The sequence below is a fragment of the Streptomyces sp. MCA2 genome, from assembly GCF_023544705.1.
In the GTDB taxonomy this organism is placed as follows: domain Bacteria; phylum Actinomycetota; class Actinomycetes; order Streptomycetales; family Streptomycetaceae; genus Streptomyces; species Streptomyces decoyicus.
The window spans coordinates 1-19,851 of the sequence record NZ_JAMJFM010000032.1 but is presented as its reverse complement, the minus strand read 5'-3'; the positions used below and the strand labels follow the sequence as shown (position 1 = coordinate 19,851).

Annotated in this window: 14 protein-coding genes; 9 read left to right on the top strand and 5 right to left on the bottom strand. The window is 73.1% G+C overall.

Going from position 1 to position 19,851, the window contains the following annotated elements:
• Nucleotides 1–123: 123 nt before the first annotated feature.
• Genes M8I34_RS24825 through M8I34_RS24815 form a run of 3 tightly spaced genes read right to left on the bottom strand, consistent with a single transcriptional unit; the run spans nucleotide 124 to nucleotide 2,954 of the window.
• Nucleotides 124–1,455, bottom strand: a complete 1,332-nt coding sequence (locus tag M8I34_RS24825) for a coenzyme F420-0:L-glutamate ligase (protein WP_250052600.1) — start codon at nucleotides 1,453–1,455, stop codon at nucleotides 124–126.
• A complete protein-coding gene (gene cofD / locus M8I34_RS24820) occupies nucleotides 1,452–2,411 on the bottom strand; it encodes a 2-phospho-L-lactate transferase (protein ID WP_250052598.1) in 960 nt (319 codons plus the stop codon). Before cofD ends, M8I34_RS24825 begins: the two co-directional genes overlap by 4 nt.
• A 33-nt stretch (nucleotides 2,412–2,444) precedes the next feature.
• A complete protein-coding gene (locus M8I34_RS24815; RefSeq protein WP_250052596.1) occupies nucleotides 2,445–2,954 on the bottom strand; it encodes a cysteine dioxygenase family protein in 510 nt (169 codons plus the stop codon).
• Between the two features lie 685 nt (nucleotides 2,955–3,639).
• On the opposite strand from M8I34_RS24815, the gene M8I34_RS24810 reads away from it, so the two are divergent.
• The 3 genes from M8I34_RS24810 to M8I34_RS24800 all read left to right on the top strand — a co-directional run bounded on the left by M8I34_RS24810 (nucleotide 3,640) and on the right by M8I34_RS24800 (nucleotide 9,624).
• On the top strand, nucleotides 3,640–3,903 hold the full coding sequence (locus M8I34_RS24810) for a WhiB family transcriptional regulator (RefSeq protein ID WP_003983763.1): 264 nt from the start codon (nucleotides 3,640–3,642) through the stop codon (nucleotides 3,901–3,903).
• 313 nt (nucleotides 3,904–4,216) lie between these two features.
• Nucleotides 4,217–8,032: a glycosyltransferase gene (locus M8I34_RS24805; RefSeq protein ID WP_250052594.1), complete on the top strand. Its 3,816-nt coding sequence runs from the start codon at nucleotides 4,217–4,219 to the stop codon at nucleotides 8,030–8,032.
• Complete coding sequence (locus tag M8I34_RS24800; RefSeq protein WP_250052592.1) at nucleotides 8,029–9,624, top strand: DUF5719 family protein; 1,596 nt, start codon at nucleotides 8,029–8,031, stop codon at nucleotides 9,622–9,624. Before M8I34_RS24805 ends, M8I34_RS24800 begins: the two co-directional genes overlap by 4 nt.
• 33 nt (nucleotides 9,625–9,657) lie before the next feature.
• Here the strand turns inward: M8I34_RS24800 and M8I34_RS24795 are convergent, their stop codons facing one another.
• Nucleotides 9,658–10,116 (bottom strand): metallopeptidase family protein, encoded by a 459-nt coding sequence (locus tag M8I34_RS24795; protein ID WP_250052590.1) that lies wholly within the window; start codon nucleotides 10,114–10,116, stop codon nucleotides 9,658–9,660.
• A gap of 259 nt (nucleotides 10,117–10,375) precedes the next feature.
• On the opposite strand from M8I34_RS24795, the gene M8I34_RS24790 reads away from it, so the two are divergent.
• From M8I34_RS24790 to M8I34_RS24765, 6 genes are all read left to right on the top strand, one after another.
• Nucleotides 10,376–10,822 carry a DUF3499 domain-containing protein gene (locus M8I34_RS24790; RefSeq protein WP_250052588.1) on the top strand — a complete coding sequence of 149 codons (447 nt, stop codon included), beginning with the start codon at nucleotides 10,376–10,378 and terminating at the stop codon, nucleotides 10,820–10,822.
• 177 nt (nucleotides 10,823–10,999) lie between these two features.
• Nucleotides 11,000–12,358, top strand: coding sequence for a phosphomannomutase/phosphoglucomutase (locus M8I34_RS24785; RefSeq protein ID WP_250052585.1), 1,359 nt, complete (start codon nucleotides 11,000–11,002; stop codon nucleotides 12,356–12,358).
• 190 nt (nucleotides 12,359–12,548) lie between these two features.
• Nucleotides 12,549–12,779 (top strand): Trm112 family protein, encoded by a 231-nt coding sequence (locus M8I34_RS24780; RefSeq protein ID WP_250052583.1) that lies wholly within the window; start codon nucleotides 12,549–12,551, stop codon nucleotides 12,777–12,779.
• A 76-nt stretch (nucleotides 12,780–12,855) separates the two neighbouring features.
• Nucleotides 12,856–13,992 carry an SIS domain-containing protein gene (locus M8I34_RS24775; RefSeq protein ID WP_250052581.1) on the top strand — a complete coding sequence of 379 codons (1,137 nt, stop codon included), beginning with the start codon at nucleotides 12,856–12,858 and terminating at the stop codon, nucleotides 13,990–13,992.
• A gap of 79 nt (nucleotides 13,993–14,071) precedes the next feature.
• Nucleotides 14,072–15,313, top strand: a complete 1,242-nt coding sequence (gene manA, locus M8I34_RS24770) for a mannose-6-phosphate isomerase, class I (protein WP_250052579.1) — start codon at nucleotides 14,072–14,074, stop codon at nucleotides 15,311–15,313.
• A gap of 354 nt (nucleotides 15,314–15,667) precedes the next feature.
• Entirely contained in the window at nucleotides 15,668–16,627 is a 960-nt protein-coding gene (locus M8I34_RS24765; protein ID WP_250052577.1) for a cation diffusion facilitator family transporter, read from the top strand.
• Nucleotides 16,628–17,095: 468 nt separating this feature from the next.
• Here the strand turns inward: M8I34_RS24765 and M8I34_RS24760 are convergent, their stop codons facing one another.
• A complete protein-coding gene (locus M8I34_RS24760; RefSeq protein ID WP_374210984.1) occupies nucleotides 17,096–19,342 on the bottom strand; it encodes a fructose-specific PTS transporter subunit EIIC in 2,247 nt (748 codons plus the stop codon).
• Between the last annotated feature and the right edge of the window lie 509 nt (nucleotides 19,343–19,851).

The window sequence follows — 19,851 nt, the reverse complement described above, 5'->3', positions numbered from 1 at the left end:
AGCGCGCGATGACGGAGCCGCACACGTTCACGGATCAGCGCACGCTCCCGGATCCGCACACGAGACGGATCGACGCATGACGACGGATCACCGCGCCACGACGGATCAGCACACGACGACGGATCACCGCACGACGACGAAGTCGTCGGCGTCCCGCGCCGGACGTGGCGCCGGTGCCGCCGCCGGATGTCCGACGGCCACCGCCCCCATCGGCTCCCAGTCCGCGGGAAGCCCGAGCACGTCGCGGACCACGTCCCGGCAGAACATCGTCGACGAGATCCAGGCGGAGCCCAGACGTTCGCCCGCCAGCGCGACCAGGAAGTTCTGGATCCCCGCGCCGTGGGCCACGACGAACATCTCCCGCTCCGCCGCGCTCCGCCGCGCGTCGGGGTAGTCGTGCGACCCGTCCAGCACCATGCACGGCACCGCCAGATACGGCGCGCTGCGCAGCACCTCGCCGCGCCGCACCCGCTTGGCGATGGACTCCTCCGACTTGCCGTCGGCGCGCAGATCCGCGATCCAGGCGTCCCGCATCGCGTCCAGCAGCCGCGCCCGGGTCTGCGGCGACTCCAGGAGGACGAACCGCCAGGGCGTGGTGTGATGCGGCGCCGGGGCCGTGAGCGCCGCCGCCACCGCGCGCCGGACCGCCCCCGGATCGACCGGTTCACCGGTGAAGGCGCGGACCGTACGCCGCGTCGTCACCGCTTCGCGGACGGCCTCCGAGGTGCCCAGCCGGAACATGTCGTCCTCGGCGCCGCGCACCATCGCGCGCGCCCCGTCGCCGTCGCCCGCCTCCTCGACGACATGGGGCAGGCCGCGCACCACCGCGACCGGCAGCCCGGCGGCCTTGCCCTTCACCAGGTCGCCCGCGGCGGCCAGTTCGTCGGCGGTGGCCACCACCGTCGCGCTGAGCGGATTGCCGTACGCATCCGTCCCGCCGCGCAGATCGTCCAGCACCCGCACCCCGGCCGCCCCGATGGCGACATCGGTGAGGCCGTTGCGCCACGGCCGCCCGAAGGTGTCGCTGATGACGACGCCGACCTCGACGCCGAGCGCGGTGCGCAGGCCCGCCCGCAGGGCGCGCGCCGAGGCGTCCGGGTCCTCAGGCAGCAACAGCACCGTCCCCGAAGGAGTGTTGGAGGCGTCGACGCCGGCCGCGGCCATCACCAGGCCCTGCCGGTTCTGGACGATCCGCAGCGGGCCGCGCCGGGCCACCACCCGTACCGTCTCCCGGTCGATCGCCGCCTCGCGGTCGGTGGCCTCGACCACCCGTCCCTCGGCCTTGCTGACGATCTTCGAGGTCACCAACAGCACGTCGCCGTCGGCGAGTTGGGGCAGGCCGTCGGCGGTGGCCGCCGCGACGACCAGCTTGACGAGGTCATCGCCCGGCTGCACCTCGGGCACCCCCGGCAGCGCCCACACCCGGTACGCGGGCACCTGGGCGGCGCCGTTCACGCCCGGACCTCCTCGGCCATGGCCAGCGCCTCGCGCACCATCGCGGTCGTCGCGTCCAGGTCCGTCATCATCAGCGGCACGGCCCGGCAGCGGATCCCGGCCGCCTCGACCTCCGCCACGGCGTCCGCGTCGACGGAGTCGACCAGCCAGCCGTCCAGCAGCCCGGAGCCGTAGTGGCGGGCCACGGCCGAGGCGGTCGCCTCCACGCCCACCGCCGCCAGCACCTTGTCCGCCATCCCGCGCACGGGGGCGTCGCCGACGATCGGCGAGAGACCGACCACCGGCACCCCGGCGTCCGCGATGGCCTCACGGATGCCCGGCACCGCCAGGATCGTCCCGATGCTGACCACCGGGTTGGACGGCGGGAACAGCACCACGTCCGCCTCCGCGATGGCCTCCAGCACGCCCGGTGCGGGCTTGGCCTGGTCCGCGCCGACCGGCACCACGGCATGCGCCGGCACCGAGGCGCGCAGCCGCACCCAGTACTCCTGGAAATGGACCGCCTTGCGCTCGCCGTCCTCGTCGTCGATCGCGACATGGGTCTCGACCCGGTCGTCGGACATCGGCAGCAGCCGGACGCCGGGCTTCCAGCGCGCGCACAGCGCCTCGGTGACGGCGCTGAGCGGATATCCGGCGCCCAGCATCTGGGTCCGCACGATGTGGGTGGCGAAGTCCCGGTCGCCGAGCCCGAACCACTCGGGGCCGACGCCGTAGGCGGCCAACTCCTCCTTCACCCGGAAGGTTTCGTCGGTCCGGCCCCAGCCCTGCTCCTCATTGATGCCGCCGCCGAGCGTGTACATCACGGTGTCGAGGTCGGGACACACCTTGAGCCCGAACAGATGGATGTCGTCGCCGGTGTTGCCGATGACGGTGAGGTCCGCGTCCGGAGCCGCTGCCTTCAGTCCCCGCAGAAAGCGGGCGCCGCCGATACCGCCGGCCAGAACCACGATTCGCATGGCCCCAGCATGGCAGGGGCCGGCGACCGGGTGTCAGGGGGCCAGTACCTCGGACGGGGCCGCCGCGCCCCCGGAGACCGTGGCCTGGCTGGGGTGCATCGGCATATTGGTCAGGCCCGGGAAGTAGACGTGCAGGCTGACCGCGGGCGCCAGCGCGTCGTTGACGACCTCGTGGACGTACCCCGGGGCGAACACCCGCTGGGCGCCGGCCGTGAGCGTGCGGGGCCCGGCCTCGGTGTGCTCGGTCAACTCGCCTTCCAGGACGGTCAGCACACCGGAGGACGCCCCGTGGTCGTGCCGGCCGCTGCCCTGGCCCGGCACCCAGCTCAGCAGCCACACCTCGTAGCCGGGGCCGGTACGGAGCCGGTGGTACCAGCGGGTGGTGGTGTCGTAGCGGACGAGCGGGGCCCAGGCGGCGCGGTCGGCGGCGAGCGAGCGGGCCAGTCCCGCGAAGCCGGCGACGGTGGCCGGGTGGGCGGGGACGGGCGGCAGCAGGTGAGGGATGGCGAGCGGGTCGCCGGCGATCTGGACGTCGCTGTTCATGGGGTTTCGGGTTCCTCGGCAAAAGTGCTGGGGGAGGGCTGCGGCACGGCGCGGGCGCTCCCTGGGGGGGGCGCGGCGCGGCGACGCGGAGCAGAAGCGCTGCGGGGGTGGTGCGAGCGAGAAGGCTGGAGCTCAGTGGCTTCAACAGCTGGAACAGCGACAGCGAGCCTGCGCAGCGCAGAGCGACCCGTAGGCACGGGTCAGTCGGAGCGCGGGGGTCACTGGCATGGGGTCAAGGAGACCGGGTTCGCGCGGCGATGTCAACTGGATGACTGGTTTGCCGTAAATCTTTCACCTCATCCGGTTACTCCGCCCGGAGAAAGGTTTGTGCAGTCGTTGGCACGGAGACATCGACCGGCAACCGCACCTTCAAACGCCGTTGCGGCCCCGTGATCCGTCTGTGATCTCCCCCGCTTCGGCGCGCGGGGTGCAACGTGAATGCCGCCTGATTGCGTCTTGGTGAGCAACGAGGATGTGCCAGGTGGCACGCCCTGGGAAGTGTCCTGGTTTTTACTGATTTGAACACTTTCCGCATACGCTTGGTTCCGCCGAGTGAATAAGAGGCCCAATAGCAGATCTCGGCTTGACTGGCCCGGATCACCACACTTGTAATTTCACTCGTGTCGTTCAGCCGAAATCGATCACGGCTTGATCACGGGGACGTAAAGACAGACGAGGGGCGCACATGACCGAGCTGTTCCAGGAATTGCTGGTCGAGGAGGCGGATGAGGAGCTCGGCTGGCAGGAGCGCGCACTGTGCGCCCAGACCGACCCCGAGTCCTTCTTCCCGGAGAAGGGTGGCTCCACCCGCGAGGCCAAGAAGGTCTGTCTCGCCTGCGAAGTCCGGTCCGAATGCCTTGAGTACGCGCTCGCCAACGACGAGCGCTTCGGTATTTGGGGCGGCCTGTCCGAGCGCGAGCGGCGCCGGCTGAAGAAGGCCGCCGTCTGACGATGACAGCGCAGCCGGCCGGACCGACCGGGCGCGGCCTCACGGACCACGCCGCCGTGCCACCCCAACTCCCCATATCCCCCTATAGCGAACACTCCGCCTCCAGCGACTCGTGCGCCGGAGGCGGACTGCTGTGCACGGACCCGGTCGGGGCACCGGCGCGAACCATTAGTGTGGGGCCCCGTCCGAGATGCGCCGCCGCCCTACAGTGCGCGCGCGTCGCCTCGTAGTCCGTCGCAGTGTCTTCCGGGGGCGGGGGCCCAGACTTCGCCGCGGGCCTTCGAACTCCCGGGTCCGGAGGGCCCGTACCTCGATGTCCGTGCACAGCCAGTCGGCGGCCCAGGCCGCCTCATATGCAGCCGCCACCCCAGAGTTCCCGCGGCACGTCGTCACCGCCGTGATCGTCTCCCATGACGGTGCCCGCTGGCTGCCCGACGCGCTCGGCGGCCTGCTCGGCCAGGAGCGCCCGGTGCAGAACGTCATCGGCGCCGACACCGGCAGCGCGGACCACTCCGCCCAGCTGCTCGCGGAGGCCATCGGGGACCAGCGGGTGCTGCACCTCGCCCGCCGCTCCGGATTCGGCACCGCCGTCGACGAGGCCGTCCGCACGGCCCCCGAGCTCACCCCCGACGATCTGCCGTACCTGCGCCGGCCCAGCGGCTGGGACCCGGTCAGCCGGACCTGGCGCGACGAGGCGTACGACATGCCGGAGTTGCCGCACGGCGAACCGGTCCAGTGGCTGTGGCTGCTGCACGACGACTGCGCGCCCGAGCCGGACGCGCTCGCCGAGCTGCTGCGGGTCGCCGACGCCAGCCCGTCCACCGTCATCGTCGGCCCCAAGCTGCGCAGCTGGTACGACCGCCGGCAGCTGCTCGAAGCCGGGGTCAGCATCGCCCGCAGCGGCCGCCGTTGGACCGGCCTGGACCGCCGCGAACAGGACCAGGGCCAGCACGACCAGGTCCGTCCCGTGCTGTCCGTCTCCACCGCCGGCATGCTCATCCGCCGTGACGTCTACGAGGAGTTGGGCGGCTTCGACCGCCGGCTGCCGCTGATGCGCGACGACGTCGACCTGTGCTGGCGCGCCCAGGCAGCAGGACACCAGGTCCTGGTCGCGCCGGACGCGATCCTGCGGCACGCCGAGGCCGCCGCCCGCGAGCGCCGCCCCATCGACTGCGTCGGCCGCTCGGTCGCCAACCCGCACCGCGTCGACAAGGCCGGTGCCGTCTACACGCTGCTCACCAACACCCGCGGCGCGATCCTCCCGTACGTCCTGCTGCGGCTGCTGCTCGGCACCGTCCTGCGGGTCATCGCCTACCTCGTCGGCAAGGTCCCGGGCCAGGCGCTCGACGAGCTCGCCGGGCTCTTCGGCACCCTGCTGCGGCCCGGCAAGATCCTCGCCGCACGCAAGAAGAGAGGCCGCCCCGCGGTCGATACGAGCGAACTGCGGCCGCTCTTCCCGCCACCGGGCGCGACCGTGCGGGCCACCGCCGAGCAGGTCGCCGGCAACCTCGCCGGGCGGGCCGCACCGGATGTGGCCTCGGCCGGCCGGCACGGCGCGGTCGAGTCAGGGCCCGGCGGCGACGACGCCGACTTCCTGGAGATCGAGCAGTTCGCCCGGCTCAAGCGGATCGCCCGCAAGCCCGCACCGGTGCTCTTCGTCCTGCTGCTGCTGGTCTCGCTGGTCGCCTGCCGCGGGCTGCTCGGCTCCGGCGCGCTGACCGGCGGTGCGATGCTGCCCGCGCCCGGCAGCGTGTCCGACCTGTGGTCGGCGTACCTCGACAGCTGGCATGCGGTCGGGGTCGGTGGCAGCGCCTCCGCGCCGCCCTACCTGGCGATCGTCGCCCTGGTGTCGAGCATCTTCTTCGGCAGCACCGGCTTCGCCGTGACCCTGCTGCTGGTCTGCTCCGTCCCGCTGGCCGGCCTCACCGCCTACTTCGCCTCCCGCCCGCTGGTCGCCTCCCGGCTGCTGCGGGCCTGGGGGAGCATCGCGTACGCCTTCCTGCCCGCGGCCGCCGGAGCGCTGGCCGGCGGCCGGCTGGGCACCGCGGTGCTCGCCATCCTGTTGCCGCTGATGGCGCGTGCCGCCGTCGCGGCGAGCGGACTGCGGCTGCCGGCGGGCGTGCGGCCCAGCTGGCGCGCCACCTGGGCGTATGCGCTGCTGGTCACCTTCACCATGGCCTTCACCCCGGTCGTCTGGCCCATCGCGGTGCTGCTCGGCATCGGGCTGCTGGTGCTGCGCCTCCTGGACGGCAGCCGCGATCAGCTGGCCGCCCACGGGCTGCGCTTCCTGGTCGTGCTCCTCGCCCCGCTCGTCGTGCTCGCCCCCTGGTCGCTGTCGCTGCTGACCCAGCCGTCCCGCTTCTTCCAGGAAGCCGGGCTCGACTACGGCGCCGGCTCCGCCTCCGTGCTCGACCTCATCGGGCTCAGCCCCGGCGGCCCCAAGGCCGTCGGCGGGGTGCTGCTCTTCGGGATCGTGCTGGCCGCGCTCGCCGCGACGCTGCGCGACCAGCGGCAGCGCGCGATCCGTACCGCCTGGACGGTGGCCCTGACCGGGCTGCTGCTCGCGGCGCTGGGCAACGGCTCAGGCTGGACCGGGCCCGCGATGCTCGTCTACGGCCTGGCGCTGCTGTGCGCCGCCGCGATCGGCGCCGAGGGCATCCGCACCCGGATGGCCAACCTCGGCTTCGGCTGGAAGCAGCCGGTCGCCGTGCTGATCGCGCTGGCGTCCGTGCTCGCCCCGCTCGTCGCCGCCGTCAGCTGGATGATCACCGGCGCGGCCGGACCGCTGGAGCGGCGCACCCCGGAGCAGGTCCCGGCCTTCGTCGCCGAGGAGTCCGGCACCGCCGACCGGGCCCGCACCCTGGTCCTCGACGGCAAGCCGGGCCATGTCGACTACTCCCTCGTCCGAGGCTCCGGCGCCCGGCTCGGTGACGCCGATCTGGCCGCCGCGGCGGGTGAGGACAAGCGGCTCGGCGGCATCGTCGCCCACCTCGTGGCCGGGTCCGGCGCCGACCAGACCAACCAGCTCGGCGGCTACGCGGTGCGCTACATCCTGGTCAGGGACGGGGCGCCGCGCGAAATGGGCCGGGTGCTCGACTCGACCCCGGGGCTGACCCGGCTCAGCCAGGACGACGGCAGCGCCCTGTGGCGTGTCGACCGGCGGGTCTCGCGGGTCTCGATCGTCGCGGGCGAGGCCAAGGACGGCACCAGCGCGGGCGAGGCCGCCGCGCCCCTCGCCGTACCGTCCGGCCCGGTCGAGGCGCACACCAAGGTGCCCGACGGCGCCGACGGCCGGGTGCTGCGTCTCGCCGACGCCGCCGACGAGGGCTGGCAGGCCACGCTCAACGGCACCCCGCTCAAGCCGCTGAAGGTCGACGGCTGGGCCCAGGGCTTCACGCTCCCCGCGGGCGGCGGCACCCTCGACCTCACCCATGAGAACCCGATCGGCCACACCCTCTGGCTGTGGGCGCAGGGGCTGCTCGCCCTCTTCCTGGTGGTCCTGGCGCTGCCGGGCCGCCGCCGGGAGATCGACGACGATCTGCCCGAGGACACGGCCGCCGCGCAGGCCGCCGCGGTGACCGGCGACGGCCGCCGGGCGCGGCGTCTGCGGGCGCAGGCCGAGGCCGCCGGCACCCCCGAGGCGGCCGGGCCCGGCATCCCCGCGGCCCGTGCGGGCGAGCAGCCGCTCGACCCGGCGGGCCCGATGGACGCGGCGGTCCCCGGCCAGGGGGCCGAGGGCGTGCCGCAGGCCGCTGCGCCCATGGGTGACGCCGACCCGTACGGGGCGGTGCCGCAGCAGCCGTCGTACGACGACTGGCAGGCCGCCCAGCAGGGCGGGCCCGTCCCGCCGGCCCACCCGGCCGACCAGCAGCCCTACGCGCCCGCCGAGCCCTACCAGGCCGGGCAGTACGGCCGGCAGCCCTACCCGCAGGCCGGCCCCTACCAAGCCGCCGACCCGTACGCCGCGGACCCCTACCAGGCGGGCGCCTACGACCCGTACGGGTACGGGCAGCAGCAGTACGGCGACGGCGGACCGCAGCACCAGCAGCCCTACGACGACGGCACCGAGTACCCGGGGTACTCCGGCTCCTACCCCGAGCCGCGCCGTGACGGGAGCGACCAGCAGTGAAGCGCACCATGATGTCCCTGACCGGCGTGGCCGTCGCGCTGGCCGCCGTCACCGGCGTCGCCGCCGTGGCCGGCCCGGACGGCGGCGGCCAGGACGCGCCCCGCGGCAGCACCCGGCTGCCCGTCCAGCGCTCCGCGCTGCTCTGCCCGGCCCCGACCTCCTCCGAGGTCGGCGAGACCGCCTACACCGCCTTCGCGCCCAAGGGAGCCGCCGCCGGCGCGGACGGCAAGAAGGGCTCCGCCCAGCTGCTGCCCGCCGGGACCGTCCAGGACGCCGCCGGGGCCGCGGACGGCAAGGGCAAGGGCAAGAAGAACCCCAAGGGCGGCAAGGGCAAGGGCAGCGGTGCGGACTCCGCCGCCGGGCAGGCCGTCCCGCCCCGGGACACCAAGCCCGTCGTGCCCCTCCGGGAGGCCGGCCGGCCGGTCACCGCGACCACCGACCGGCCCGACGCCCCCGCCCTCGTGGGAACGGCGGACGGCGCCCTCGCCCCCGGCTGGACGGTCCAGCAGACCACCTCGGTCGCCGCCGGCGCGGGCCGCGGCCTCCTCGGCCTGAGCTGCACCACCCCCGACACCACGTTCTGGTTCCCCGGCGTCAGCACCGCCACGGACCGCCAGGACTATGTCCACCTCACCAACCCCGACTCGACCCCCGCCGTCGTCGACCTCGAACTGCGCGGCAAGGACGGGGGGTTGGGGGGCTCGGCCGGCGAGGACATCTCCGTCCCGCCGCACACCACGGTCCCCGTCCTGCTCTCCACCCTGACCGGCGCCCCCACCACCAACGCGTCCCTGCACGTCGTCGCCCGCGAGGGCCGGGTCGGCGCCGCCGTCCAGGCGAGCGACGGCAAGCTCGGCAGTGACTGGCTGCCGGCCGCTGCGGACCCGTCGCCGCGCGTGGTGCTGCCCGGCATCCCCAAGGACGCCACCTCCGTACGGCTGGTCGCGCTCGCCCCCGGCGAGGCCGATGCCGACCTCAAGGTGCAACTGGCCACCCCGACCGGGATGATCACCCCCGCCGGGGTGGAGACCCTGCACCTCAAGAGCGGGATGACCACGGCGGTGGACCTCAAGGACCTGACCAAGGGCGAGGCCGGCTCACTGGTGCTGACGCCCTCCGACAGCGGCTCCAAGGTCCCGGTCGCGGCCGCGCTGCGGGTGACCCGCGGCAAGGGCGACAAGCAGGAGATGGCGTTCATCCCCGCGACCCGGCCGGTCGAGAAGCGCGCCACCGTCGTCGACAACCGCGGCAAGGACAGCACCCTTTCGCTGGTCGCGCCCGAGAAGGGCAAGGACGCCAAGGTGAAGGTCACCGCGTCGGCCGGCAGCGGCGGCGGGACCCCGGTGACCAAGACGTACACGGTCAAGGGCGGCACCAGCCTCGACATCGCCCCGCCCCGCCCGGCGGGCGTGAAGGGCAGCTACGCCCTGACGGTGGAGCCGGAATCCGGCAGCGGTCCCGTCTATGCGGCCCGCATGCTCGCCCGGCCCCAGGGCGGGCTGCCCGCCTTCACCGTCCAGCCGCTGCCCGACGACCGGGGCTCGGTCCTCGTCCCGACCGCCGGCCAGGATCTGTCGGTCCTCACGAACTGACCGCAGCCGCCTCCACGGACCCGCGCGCCGGCCTCACTCCTGGCCGTAGCGCGGGTCCACCGACTCCGGGGCCAGCCCGAGCAGTTCGGCGACCTGCTCGACCACCACCTCATGAACCAGCAGCGCCCGCTCGTCGCGGCTCTTCGTACGGATCTCCACCGGCCTGCGGTAGATCACGATCCGGTCGCGATATCCGCCCGCGGCCGGCACCACCCGCCCCAGCGGCACCGTCTCCTCGTCGGTCTCCGCCTCCGCCCCGTCGTCCGGCCCAAAACCGGGCACCTCCAGGACCAGGAAGTCGACCTGGGAGAGCTGCGTCCAGCGCCGCTCCAGCCGGTCCCGGGAGTCGTAGACGAGATCCACGAACGCGTCGGCACGGGTCACCGACAGCGGCACCTGGGGCGGCGCGATGGGGCCGCGCATGCCGCGGCCGTGGCGGTCGCGGCGGCGGGTCCGCGGCTGTGCCGGTCGGGGAGGTACGGGACTGTCCATCAGGATCGAGCGTAGCCGTCGAGCACCGCTCGGCACCGGGGAGCGCGGCAAGACGTGGCATGTCGCCGGCTGACCGGACCTGTCCGCGTCGAGTTCGTTTGCCTCCCCGCATGAGATCGCGGACCGACGTCGGAATGGCCGGAAATGCATCGAGTCGTGACGGGATTCTTCGCCGCGCGCCGTCCGTCCCGGCGCGCCCGGCTCAGGTCAGGTCGAGCGGGTGCAGGTCAGACGCATCGGACGAAGCGGGACGACACGGGTGGGTGAGCCTGGGCGGAGTCGTCGCGGCCCGCTCAAGAGTGCGGTACCGTCCAACGTCGTGAGCCCTGTACGTCGCTGTTCGCGCACTGCGTGCGGCCGCCCCGCCGTCGCAACGCTGACGTACGTCTATGCGGATTCGACCGCCGTGCTCGGACCGCTCGCCACTTACGCTGAACCGCACTGCTACGACCTGTGCGCCGAGCACTCCGAGCGGCTGACCGCGCCCCGCGGCTGGGAAGTTGTCCGCCTCGCCCTCGACTCCGGCCCGCCCCGCCCCAGCGGCGACGACCTCGAAGCCCTGGCGAACGCCGTACGCGAGGCGGCCCGCCCCCAGGAACGCGCCGCCGGCGCGGGCGGCGCCTCCCACCCCGGGGACCGCGACAGCCACCCCATGGAAGTCGCCCGCCGAGGCCATCTACGGGTGCTGCGCTCGCCGGACTCCTGAGCGGAGCTGCCCTCTTGGGCCCGCAAACGACCCCGCGGGGACGCCCCGCCGCCCGCCCCGCACGGCGGACCCGGCCGGCAGCGGCGCCGCGCCCGGCAATGGCAGAGATGCACGGCCCACAGGCGGAGCGGCCCGGGTAGGTTGGAAGTCCGTAGAGACTCTCCAGGAGGGCTGGCTGTGACTGATCTGTCGCAGATCGTGAAGGCGTATGACGTGCGCGGCGTCGTCCCCACCCAGTGGGACGAGACGCTGGCCGAGCTGTTCGGGGCGGCCTTCGCCGAGATCACCGCCGCGGACGCGATCGTGATCGGGCACGACATGCGGCCCTCCTCGCCCGGCCTGTCCGAGGCCTTCGCCCGCGGCGCCGCGGCCCGCGGCGCGGACGTCACGGAGATCGGTCTCTGCTCGACCGACGAGCTGTACTTCGCCAGCGGCGCACTGGGCCTGCCCGGCGCCATGTTCACCGCTTCGCACAACCCCGCCCAGTACAACGGCATCAAGATGTGCCGGGCGGGCGCGGCGCCGGTCGGCCAGGACACCGGTCTCGCCGACATCCGCGCGCTGGTCGAGCGGTGGTCCGACGAGGGCGCCCCGAAGCCGGCCGCCCAACCGGGCACCGTCACCCGGCGCGACGTCCTCGGCGACTACGCCGCCCACCTGCGCGGCCTGGTGGACCTGAGCGGCATCCGCCCGCTGAAGGTCGTGGTGGACGCGGGCAACGGCATGGGCGGGCACACCGTCCCGACCGTCTTCGAGGGCCTGCCGCTCGAACTGGACGCGATGTACTTCGAGTTGGATGGCTCGTTCCCCCACCACGAAGCCAACCCGCTGGATCCCAAGAACATCGTCGACCTCCAGGCACGGGTGCGCGAGACCGGCGCCGACCTGGGCCTCGCCTTCGACGGCGACGCCGACCGCTGCTTCGTCGTCGACGAGAACGGCGACCCGGTCACCCCGTCCGCGATCACCGCCCTGGTCGCCGCCCGCGAACTGGCCAAGCACCCCGGCGGCACGGTCATCCACAACCTGATCACCTCCTGGTCGGTGCCCGAGGTCGTCAAGGAGAACGGCGGCAAGCCGGTCCGCACCCGCGTCGGACACTCCTTCATCAAGGAGGAGATGGCCAAGACCGGCGCGATCTTCGGCGGCGAGCACTCCGCGCACTACTACTTCCGCGACTTCTGGAACGCCGACACCGGCATGCTCGCCGCGATGCACGTCCTGGCGGCCCTCGGCGGCCAGGACGGACCGCTCTCCCAGCTGGTCGCGCAGTACGACCGCTACGCGGCCTCCGGCGAGATCAACAGCACCGTCGACGACCAGGCCGGCCGGCTCGCCGCGATCAAGGCGGCCTACGAGAACCGCGAGGGCGTCACCCTCGACGAACTCGACGGACTGACCGTCACCGCCGACAACTGGTGGTTCAACGTCCGCGCCTCCAACACCGAGCCGTTGCTCCGGCTGAACGTCGAGGCCCGCGACACCGCGACCGCCGAACGGACCCGCGACGAGGCCCTGGCGATCATCCGCGCCTGAGTCCCGGCACCGGTCGCCTCCGGGCCGGACGCCCGGCCCGGAGGCCGGCTCCGGTGGGCTCCGGGCGGCAGGAGCACCGTCCCTGCCGCCCGGCACTCCTCCCACCACCCCGAATCCCGCCGAGCACGCCTCAGCCCCCGCTCCGGCGGTACGCTGGCCAAGCCGTAACCACCCCGAAGGAGCAGTCTCCATGCCGGTCGACGCCAGCCTGATCCAGATCCTTGCCTGCCCGGCGTGCCATGCTCCCCTCGAGGACCGCACCGGAGACCCTGCGGATTCCGCCGCCGACCCCGAGCTGCTCTGCACCTCCGGCGACTGCGGCCTCGCCTACCCCGTCCGGGACGGCATCCCCGTACTCCTCGTCGACGAGGCCCGCCCCCATGGCCCGCAGGGCATGGGCGGCACCCCCAGCCCCGCCTGACCGGGCGCCGCCGGGCCCGTCCCGGCACCGCCCGGCGTTCCCCCGCCCGTACCGGCGATCGGAGGCCGCGCCCACCATGCTCGACGAGTCACTCCTCGACACCCCTGACGCACTGGCGGGCGCAGACCGCTTCGGTCTGCTGCGCGGCGTCGCCGAATCCGGCGCCCGGGTCCGTACCGCCGCCCGCAGCGCCGTCGAATCCGGCATCCCCGAACTCACCCCCGACGGGCGGCCGCGCGCCGTGCTCGTCGCCGGGCCCGGCCCGGCCGCGGCCGGTGTCGCCGACCTCCTCAGGGCCCTCGGCGGCGGCAGCTGCCCCGTCACCCTCATCCCGCCCACGGGCGTCGCACCGCTGCCCGGCGCGCTGCGCTGGACGCTGCCCGGCTGGGCCGGCCCCCTGGACCTGCTGCTGCTCCCCGGCCCGGACGCCGCCGACCCCGGCCTCGCCGAGCTGGTCGAGCAGGCCTACCGCCGCGGCTGCGCCGTCGTCGCCGTCACCCCGGCCGGCGGCCCGCTCGCCGACGCCGTCATCCAGGCCCGCGGCCTCGCCGTCCCGCTGGCGACCACCCCCTACGACGCCGAATTCGACGTCGAGGGCGCCCCGCCGGCCGCCCCCGGCACCCTCTGGTCGGTGCTCATCCCGCTGCTCGCACTCGCCGACCGGATCGGCCTGCTCAGCGCCCCGCCGGAGGACCTGGGCAAACTCGCCGACCGCCTCGACCAGCTCGCCGAACGCTGCGGCCCGGCCATCCCCACGTACACCAACCCCGCCAAGACGCTCGCCGCCGAACTCGCCGACTCCTTCCCGCTGATCTGGACGGAAGGCACCGTCGCCGGCGCCGTCGGCCGGCACTTCGCCACCGAGCTGGCCGGGCTCGCCGGACGCCCCGCCCTCGCCGCCGAGCTCCCCGAGGCGCTCACCACCCACCGCACCCTGCTCGCCGGCGCCCTGGCCGCCGGCGCCGACCCGGACGACTTCTTCCGCGACCGTGTCGAGCAGCCCGCCGCGATGCACGCCAGGGTCGTGCTGCTGCGCGAGCAGGAACCGGGCCCGCTGTCCGCCACCCGCGCCGCCCAGGCGCTCGCCGAGGAGCGCGACACCGCCGTCAGCGAACTGGAACCGGACTCCGGCAGCGATCTGGAGAAGGCCGCGGAACTACTCGCCATCGTGGATTTTGGCGCCGTTTACCTGGCGCTTGCCGGCACCGAGTGATCATTGACGGCCGGTCCGCACCCGCGGACCGGCCGCATGACTCCGCAGCCACGTACGACCCTGAGGAAGCAGCAGCCCCATGGACCGCCTCGCCAACACCGTGCGCCCCTACGCCTGGGGTTCCACCACCGCCCTCCCGGAGCTCCTCGGCACCGCACCGACCGGCGAACCGCAGGCCGAGATGTGGATGGGCGCCCACCCCGGCGCCCCCTCCCGCATCGACCGCGGCGCGGGCCCCGTCTCCCTGGCCGAGGCCATCGACGCCGCCCCCGAGGCCGAACTCGGCGCCGACGCCGTCCGCGCCTTCGGCCCCCGGCTGCCCTTCCTGCTCAAACTGCTCGCGGCGGGCTCGCCGCTCTCCCTCCAGGTCCACCCCGACCTTGCACAGGCCAAGGAGGGCTTCGCCGACGAGGAGCGGCGCGGCGTCCCGATCGACGCCGGCCACCGCAACTACAAGGACGCCAACCACAAGCCCGAGCTGATCGTCGCGCTCACCCCCTTCGACGGCCTGTGCGGCTTCCGGCACCCCGCGCAGGCCGCGGACCTCCTGGCGGGCCTGGGCGTCGACGACCTCAAGCCGTACGTCGACATCCTGCGCGCCAGCCCGGAAGAGAACGCGCTGCGCGAGGTGCTCACCGCCGTACTGAGCGCCGAGCACCACGCGATCGCCGACACCGTCGAGCGGGCCGCCGTCGCCGCCGGCCGGCTGGCGGCCGAGGGCGGCCCGCACGCCGACGACTACGCCGCGTACGCGGGCATCGCCCACCACTACCCGGGTGACCCCGGCGTGCTCGCCGCCATGCTGCTCAACCACGTCCAACTCCAGCCCGGCGAGGCGCTGTTCCTCGGCGCCGGCATCCCGCACGCCTACCTGAACGGCCTCGGCGTCGAGCTGATGGCCAACTCGGACAATGTGCTGCGCTGCGGGCTGACCCCCAAGCACGTCGACGTACCGGAGCTGCTGCGGGTGGTCCGCTTCGAGGCCGGCGACGCGGGCGTGCTGCGCCCCGAGGCGGTGGACGGCGAGGAGATCTACGAGACCCCCATCGACGAGTTCCGGCTCTCCCGCTTCGCCCTGGCCCCCGGCGCCGCACCGCGCCCGCTGGTCTCCCGTACACCGCAGATCCTGCTGTGCACGGCGGGCACGGTCCGGCTGCGGAACGGCGGGGCCGATGCCGGGGACGGTGCCGATGCCGGAGCCGGTTCCGGTTCTGGTTCCGAACTGACTCTGGCGCCCGGCGAGTCCGCCTTCGTACGGGCCGGCGAGCACCTCACGCTCACCGGGGACGGCACGCTCTTCCGCGCGACGGTGGTGGCCTAGGGGTCCCTCCCTAGGAGGCGTCCTCGTCAGGTTCGGCGGCCCCTGCCGAGGTGCCGGACAGGCCGACGGCCGTTGCCGGGGGCCGGGACGGGGCAGGCCGGCGGGCACAGAGGACACAGACAGACGGACAGGCATCGGGGCCTGCGGGCACAGACGGGCACGCATCGGGACCTGCGGATACAGACACGCACGCATCGGGAGGGCTCCCCGCTCACCGGAAGCGCGCGCCGGGTTCCGGAAGCTGTCCGTCAGGTGGCCTCATGGCGGCTGCCGGGGACCGGGCTGCAACAATGACCGCCGCAGCAGCATTAAAGCGGCGGTAAAGCCGGACGACGGAAGGGACATGCGGCACTTATGAGCGCATCAGGCGGGACAAAGGCGATCGTTGCGGCGCTGGGCGCCAACCTGGCGATTGCCGCAGCGAAGTTCGTGGCGTTCGCCTTCAGTGGCTCGTCCTCGATGCTGGCCGAAGGTGTGCACTCCATCGCGGACTCCGGCAACCAGGGCCTGCTGCTGCTCGGAGGCAAGAAGGCCAAGCGCGCGGCGACCGCCGAGCACCCCTTCGGATACGGCCGCGAGCGCTACATCTACGGCTTCCTCGTCTCCATCGTCCTGTTCACCATCGGCGGCGTCTTCGCGCTCTACGAGGGCTACGAGAAGATCCACGAGCCGCACAAGCTGGACAACTGGTACTGGCCGGTCGGCGTCCTGGTCTTCGCGATCATTGCCGAGGGCTTCTCCTTCCGTACGGCGATCAAGGAGTCCAACGAGCTGCGCGGCAAGCAGACCTGGACCCAGTTCGTACGCCGCGCCAAGGCCCCCGAGCTGCCGGTCGTCCTGCTGGAGGACTTCGGCGCGCTGGTCGGTCTGGTGCTCGCGCTGGGCGGCGTCGGCCTCACCCTCGCCACCGGCGACGGCATCTGGGACGGCATCGGCACGATGTGCATCGGCGCGCTGCTGGTGCTGATCGCTCTGATCCTGGCCGCCGAGACCAAGTCGCTGCTGCTGGGCGAGGCCGCCGGCCCCGAGCAGATCGCCCAGATCCGTGCCGCGGTCGTCGACGGCGACGTCGTCACCCGTGTCATCCACATGCGCACGCTCCACCTCGGCCCCGACGAGCTGCTGGTCGCCGCCAAGATCGCGGTCAAGCACGACGGCACCGCCACCCAGATCGCCGAGGCCATCAACGCCGCCGAGGCCCGCATCCGCGAGGCCGTGCCGATCGCCCGGGTCATCTACCTGGAGCCGGACATCTACAACGAGGCCACGGCCGCCGCGGGCACCGACCCGTCGAAGACGCCGAGCGAGCACTGAACCACCCGCGACCGAACGGCCCCCGCACTCCTGACGAGCGCGGGGGCCGCTGCCGTATGACGCCCGACGAGCGCGGGGGCCGCTCCCGTATGGCGACGCCAAGCGGATCGATCACGACCGCCGTATGGCGCCAAGCCGATCGACCACGACCCGTCGATCGCGCGGTGAGCCACGATCGCGCGGTGAGCCACGGGAGTGCCGATCACCTGAGCCTTGGGAATGGCGATCACATGTGGGGCCACAGGGATGTCGCTCATGTGGCCGGTCACAGGAGGTGTCGCTCACGCCGTGAGCCGCCGGGCTGTTGCTCACGCCGTGAGGTGCCGGGCTGTTGCTCACGTGTCGGCCACAGGAACCGGGAATACCGCCCCCGGACCACCGCGTTGTGGCCCCGAGGGGGCGCTCGCACCCCCTACGGGATGCGTTCGCCCCCGCCCTAGTGGATCTCGCGGGATGCCCGCCCAGTCCCTAGTGGATCTCACCGAGCACGCGCAGAATCGCCGTCTTGTCCTCCGCACCCTGGAGCCGCGCCCGGAAGTCCGCATCCATCAGCTTCCGCGACAGCAGCGCCAGGATGCGCAGATGCTCATCCCCGGCCGCTGCCTCCGGTACCGAGATCATGAAGACCAGCTTGGCGAGCGTGCCGTCCAGCGAACCCCAGTCGATACCGTCCGCCGACCGCGCGAAGCCGACGACCGGAGCCGTCACCGCGTCCGTCTTGGCGTGCGGGATGGCGATCTCCTCACCGAGCCCGGTGGTGCCCTGCGCCTCACGCGCCAGCGCCACCCGGACCAGCTCGTCGACGTCCGCCACCTTGCCGGTGCCGGCCGCCAGCTCGGCCATCTCGCGGATCGCCGCCTCCTTCCCGTCGGCGTCGAGCTGCGTCTTGACGGTCTGCTCCGTCAGATAGCCGGAGAGAACCTCGACGGAGGAGGCACTGTCATCGCTGTCGCTGTCGCTGTCGCCGTCGCCGTCGGCGCCCTGACCGTCGCCGCTGACATCGTTGCCATCGATCTCGGCGCCATCGGTCTCGACGGCCTCACCGTCCGACCCCTGCCCGGGTGCAGCGGTCGCCCCGGGGACGGGGGCAACCGCCACCGCCGTACGGGACGCGCCACCGGCCGCAGCCTCAGCCCCGGCCCCCGCGCCGACCCCGGCAGCCACGGGTCCCGCAGCCACGGGTCCCGCAACTACTGGCTCCGTCACCGGCTCCGCCACCGCCAACGACGCCCCGCCGACCGTCACCACGGCGTCAGCGCCGGCCATGACCTCGGCACCGCCCCCGGTACCGGCCCGCGCCCCGCTCTTCCTCCGCTCCGCGACATCCACCAGCGCCACCGTCGCCAGCGCCGTCACCACCGCTCCGATCACCACGGCGACGAAGAACATCGGCACCCCGTCGACCGCACCCAGCACCGCCACGATCGGCCCGCCGTGCGGCACCGCGTCCGCCACCCCGGCCATCCCCGCGAGGGCACCGGCCACCGCGCCACCGAGCATGTTCGCCGGAATGACCTGCGCGGGCCGCGCCGCGGCGAACGGGATCGCGCCCTCCGAGATCCCGAAGAGCCCCATGAACAGCGCCGCCATCCCGATCTCCCGCTCCTGCTCGGAGTACAGGTGCCGACGGATCAGCGTGGCCAGCCCCTGACCGAGCGGCATCACCGGGATCGCGGCGGCGCACATCCCCATGACCGTCTGGTTTCCGGAGGCGATCAGACCCGAACCGAACAGAAACGCCGTCTTGTTGACCGGCCCGCCCATGTCGAACGCGATCATCAGGCCGAGGATCGCCCCCAGCACGATCGCGCTGGTCCCGGTCATGCCGCTGAGCCAGCCGGTGAGATGGGTGAACACCCAGGAGATCGGCTTGCCGAGTACGTAGACGAAGAAGAGCCCGAGCGCGGTCGTGGCCACGATCGGGATCACGATGATCGGCATGATCGGCTGGGCGAACCTGGGGACCTTGACCTTCTTGATCCATACGACCAGGTACCCGGCCAGGAAGCCCGTGACGATGCCACCGATGAAGCCGGCGCTCGCGTCCTTCATGCCGTACAACTCGCCATGGGTGGCGATCCAGCCGCCGATCATGCCCGGCACCAGCGCGGGCCGGTCGCCGATCGCATAGGCGATATAGCCGGACAGGATCGGCACCATCAGCTGGAAGCCGATGGTGCCGATGTTGTTGACGTCCTCCCAGAACGAGCCCGGAGCGATCTTCAGCCCCTCGGGCGTCGGATGACCCCCCACCGCCAGCGAGATCGCGATCAGCAGCCCGCCGACCACCACGAACGGGATCATGTAACTGACGCCGTTCATCAACGCCTTGTACGCTACGCTGCGCTCCTTGCCGCCACCGGTGCCGCCGCCCCCGGAAGCCGCAGCCGCGCCACCGCCGGCCCCGTCTCCCGGCTCGCCCCCGTACACGGGCGCACTCTGCACGCGCTCGATCAGCTGCTCGGGATGACGGATGCCCTCCGCGACCCCGACGGCCAAGACCTTCTTGCCGACGAACCGACTGCGGTCGACGTCCTTGTCCGCGGCGATGATGACGCCATCCGCGTCTCTGACATCGTTGTCAGACAGTACATTCTCAGCCCCGATGGAGCCCTGCGTCTCCACCTTGATCTCGTGCCCGAGGGACCGGGCCGTCTGGGTCAGCTTCTCCGCGGCCATGTACGTGTGGGCGATACCGGTCGGGCAGGCGGTCACTGCGAGCAGCTTCAGACCGTGCCCGCCCCTTCCCGTGCTCGTGGGGGGATCGGCTGGACTGGTGGTCACGTGGTTCTCCTTACGAACGTGCGCGCGGCCGGGCAGATGTTCCCGCGCTCCGAGGCATCCTGCATGACGTCCCGGCGCGAGCAAACCCCTCCGGAGCAACGGCCCCCAGCAGCGGGAACGCCGGTCGCCGGCGCCCCGGCCCCCGGGAATCACCGGCCGTTCCGCCCCCCCTCCCTGGCCGGTACCGCACGGCATCGCCCCTCCGGGCTGGGGTTCGCTGGGCCGATCGGTGTAGATTCGTGACCAGTGCCAGACGTCGCTGCTGATGGCGGTCGGGCGGCCCGCACCGCGGACCGGCCGAGGGAGAGAGGGCCTCCGACGGACTGCGCTGCGGCCAAGGGGAGGGGTGCGTCCGCTTCCGCGTACGCTCGTATTCGCCCCGGTTGTTGCCGGGGACCTCGGCCCGCGCCGCAGACTGCCAGCCCATCCACCTCGACGCT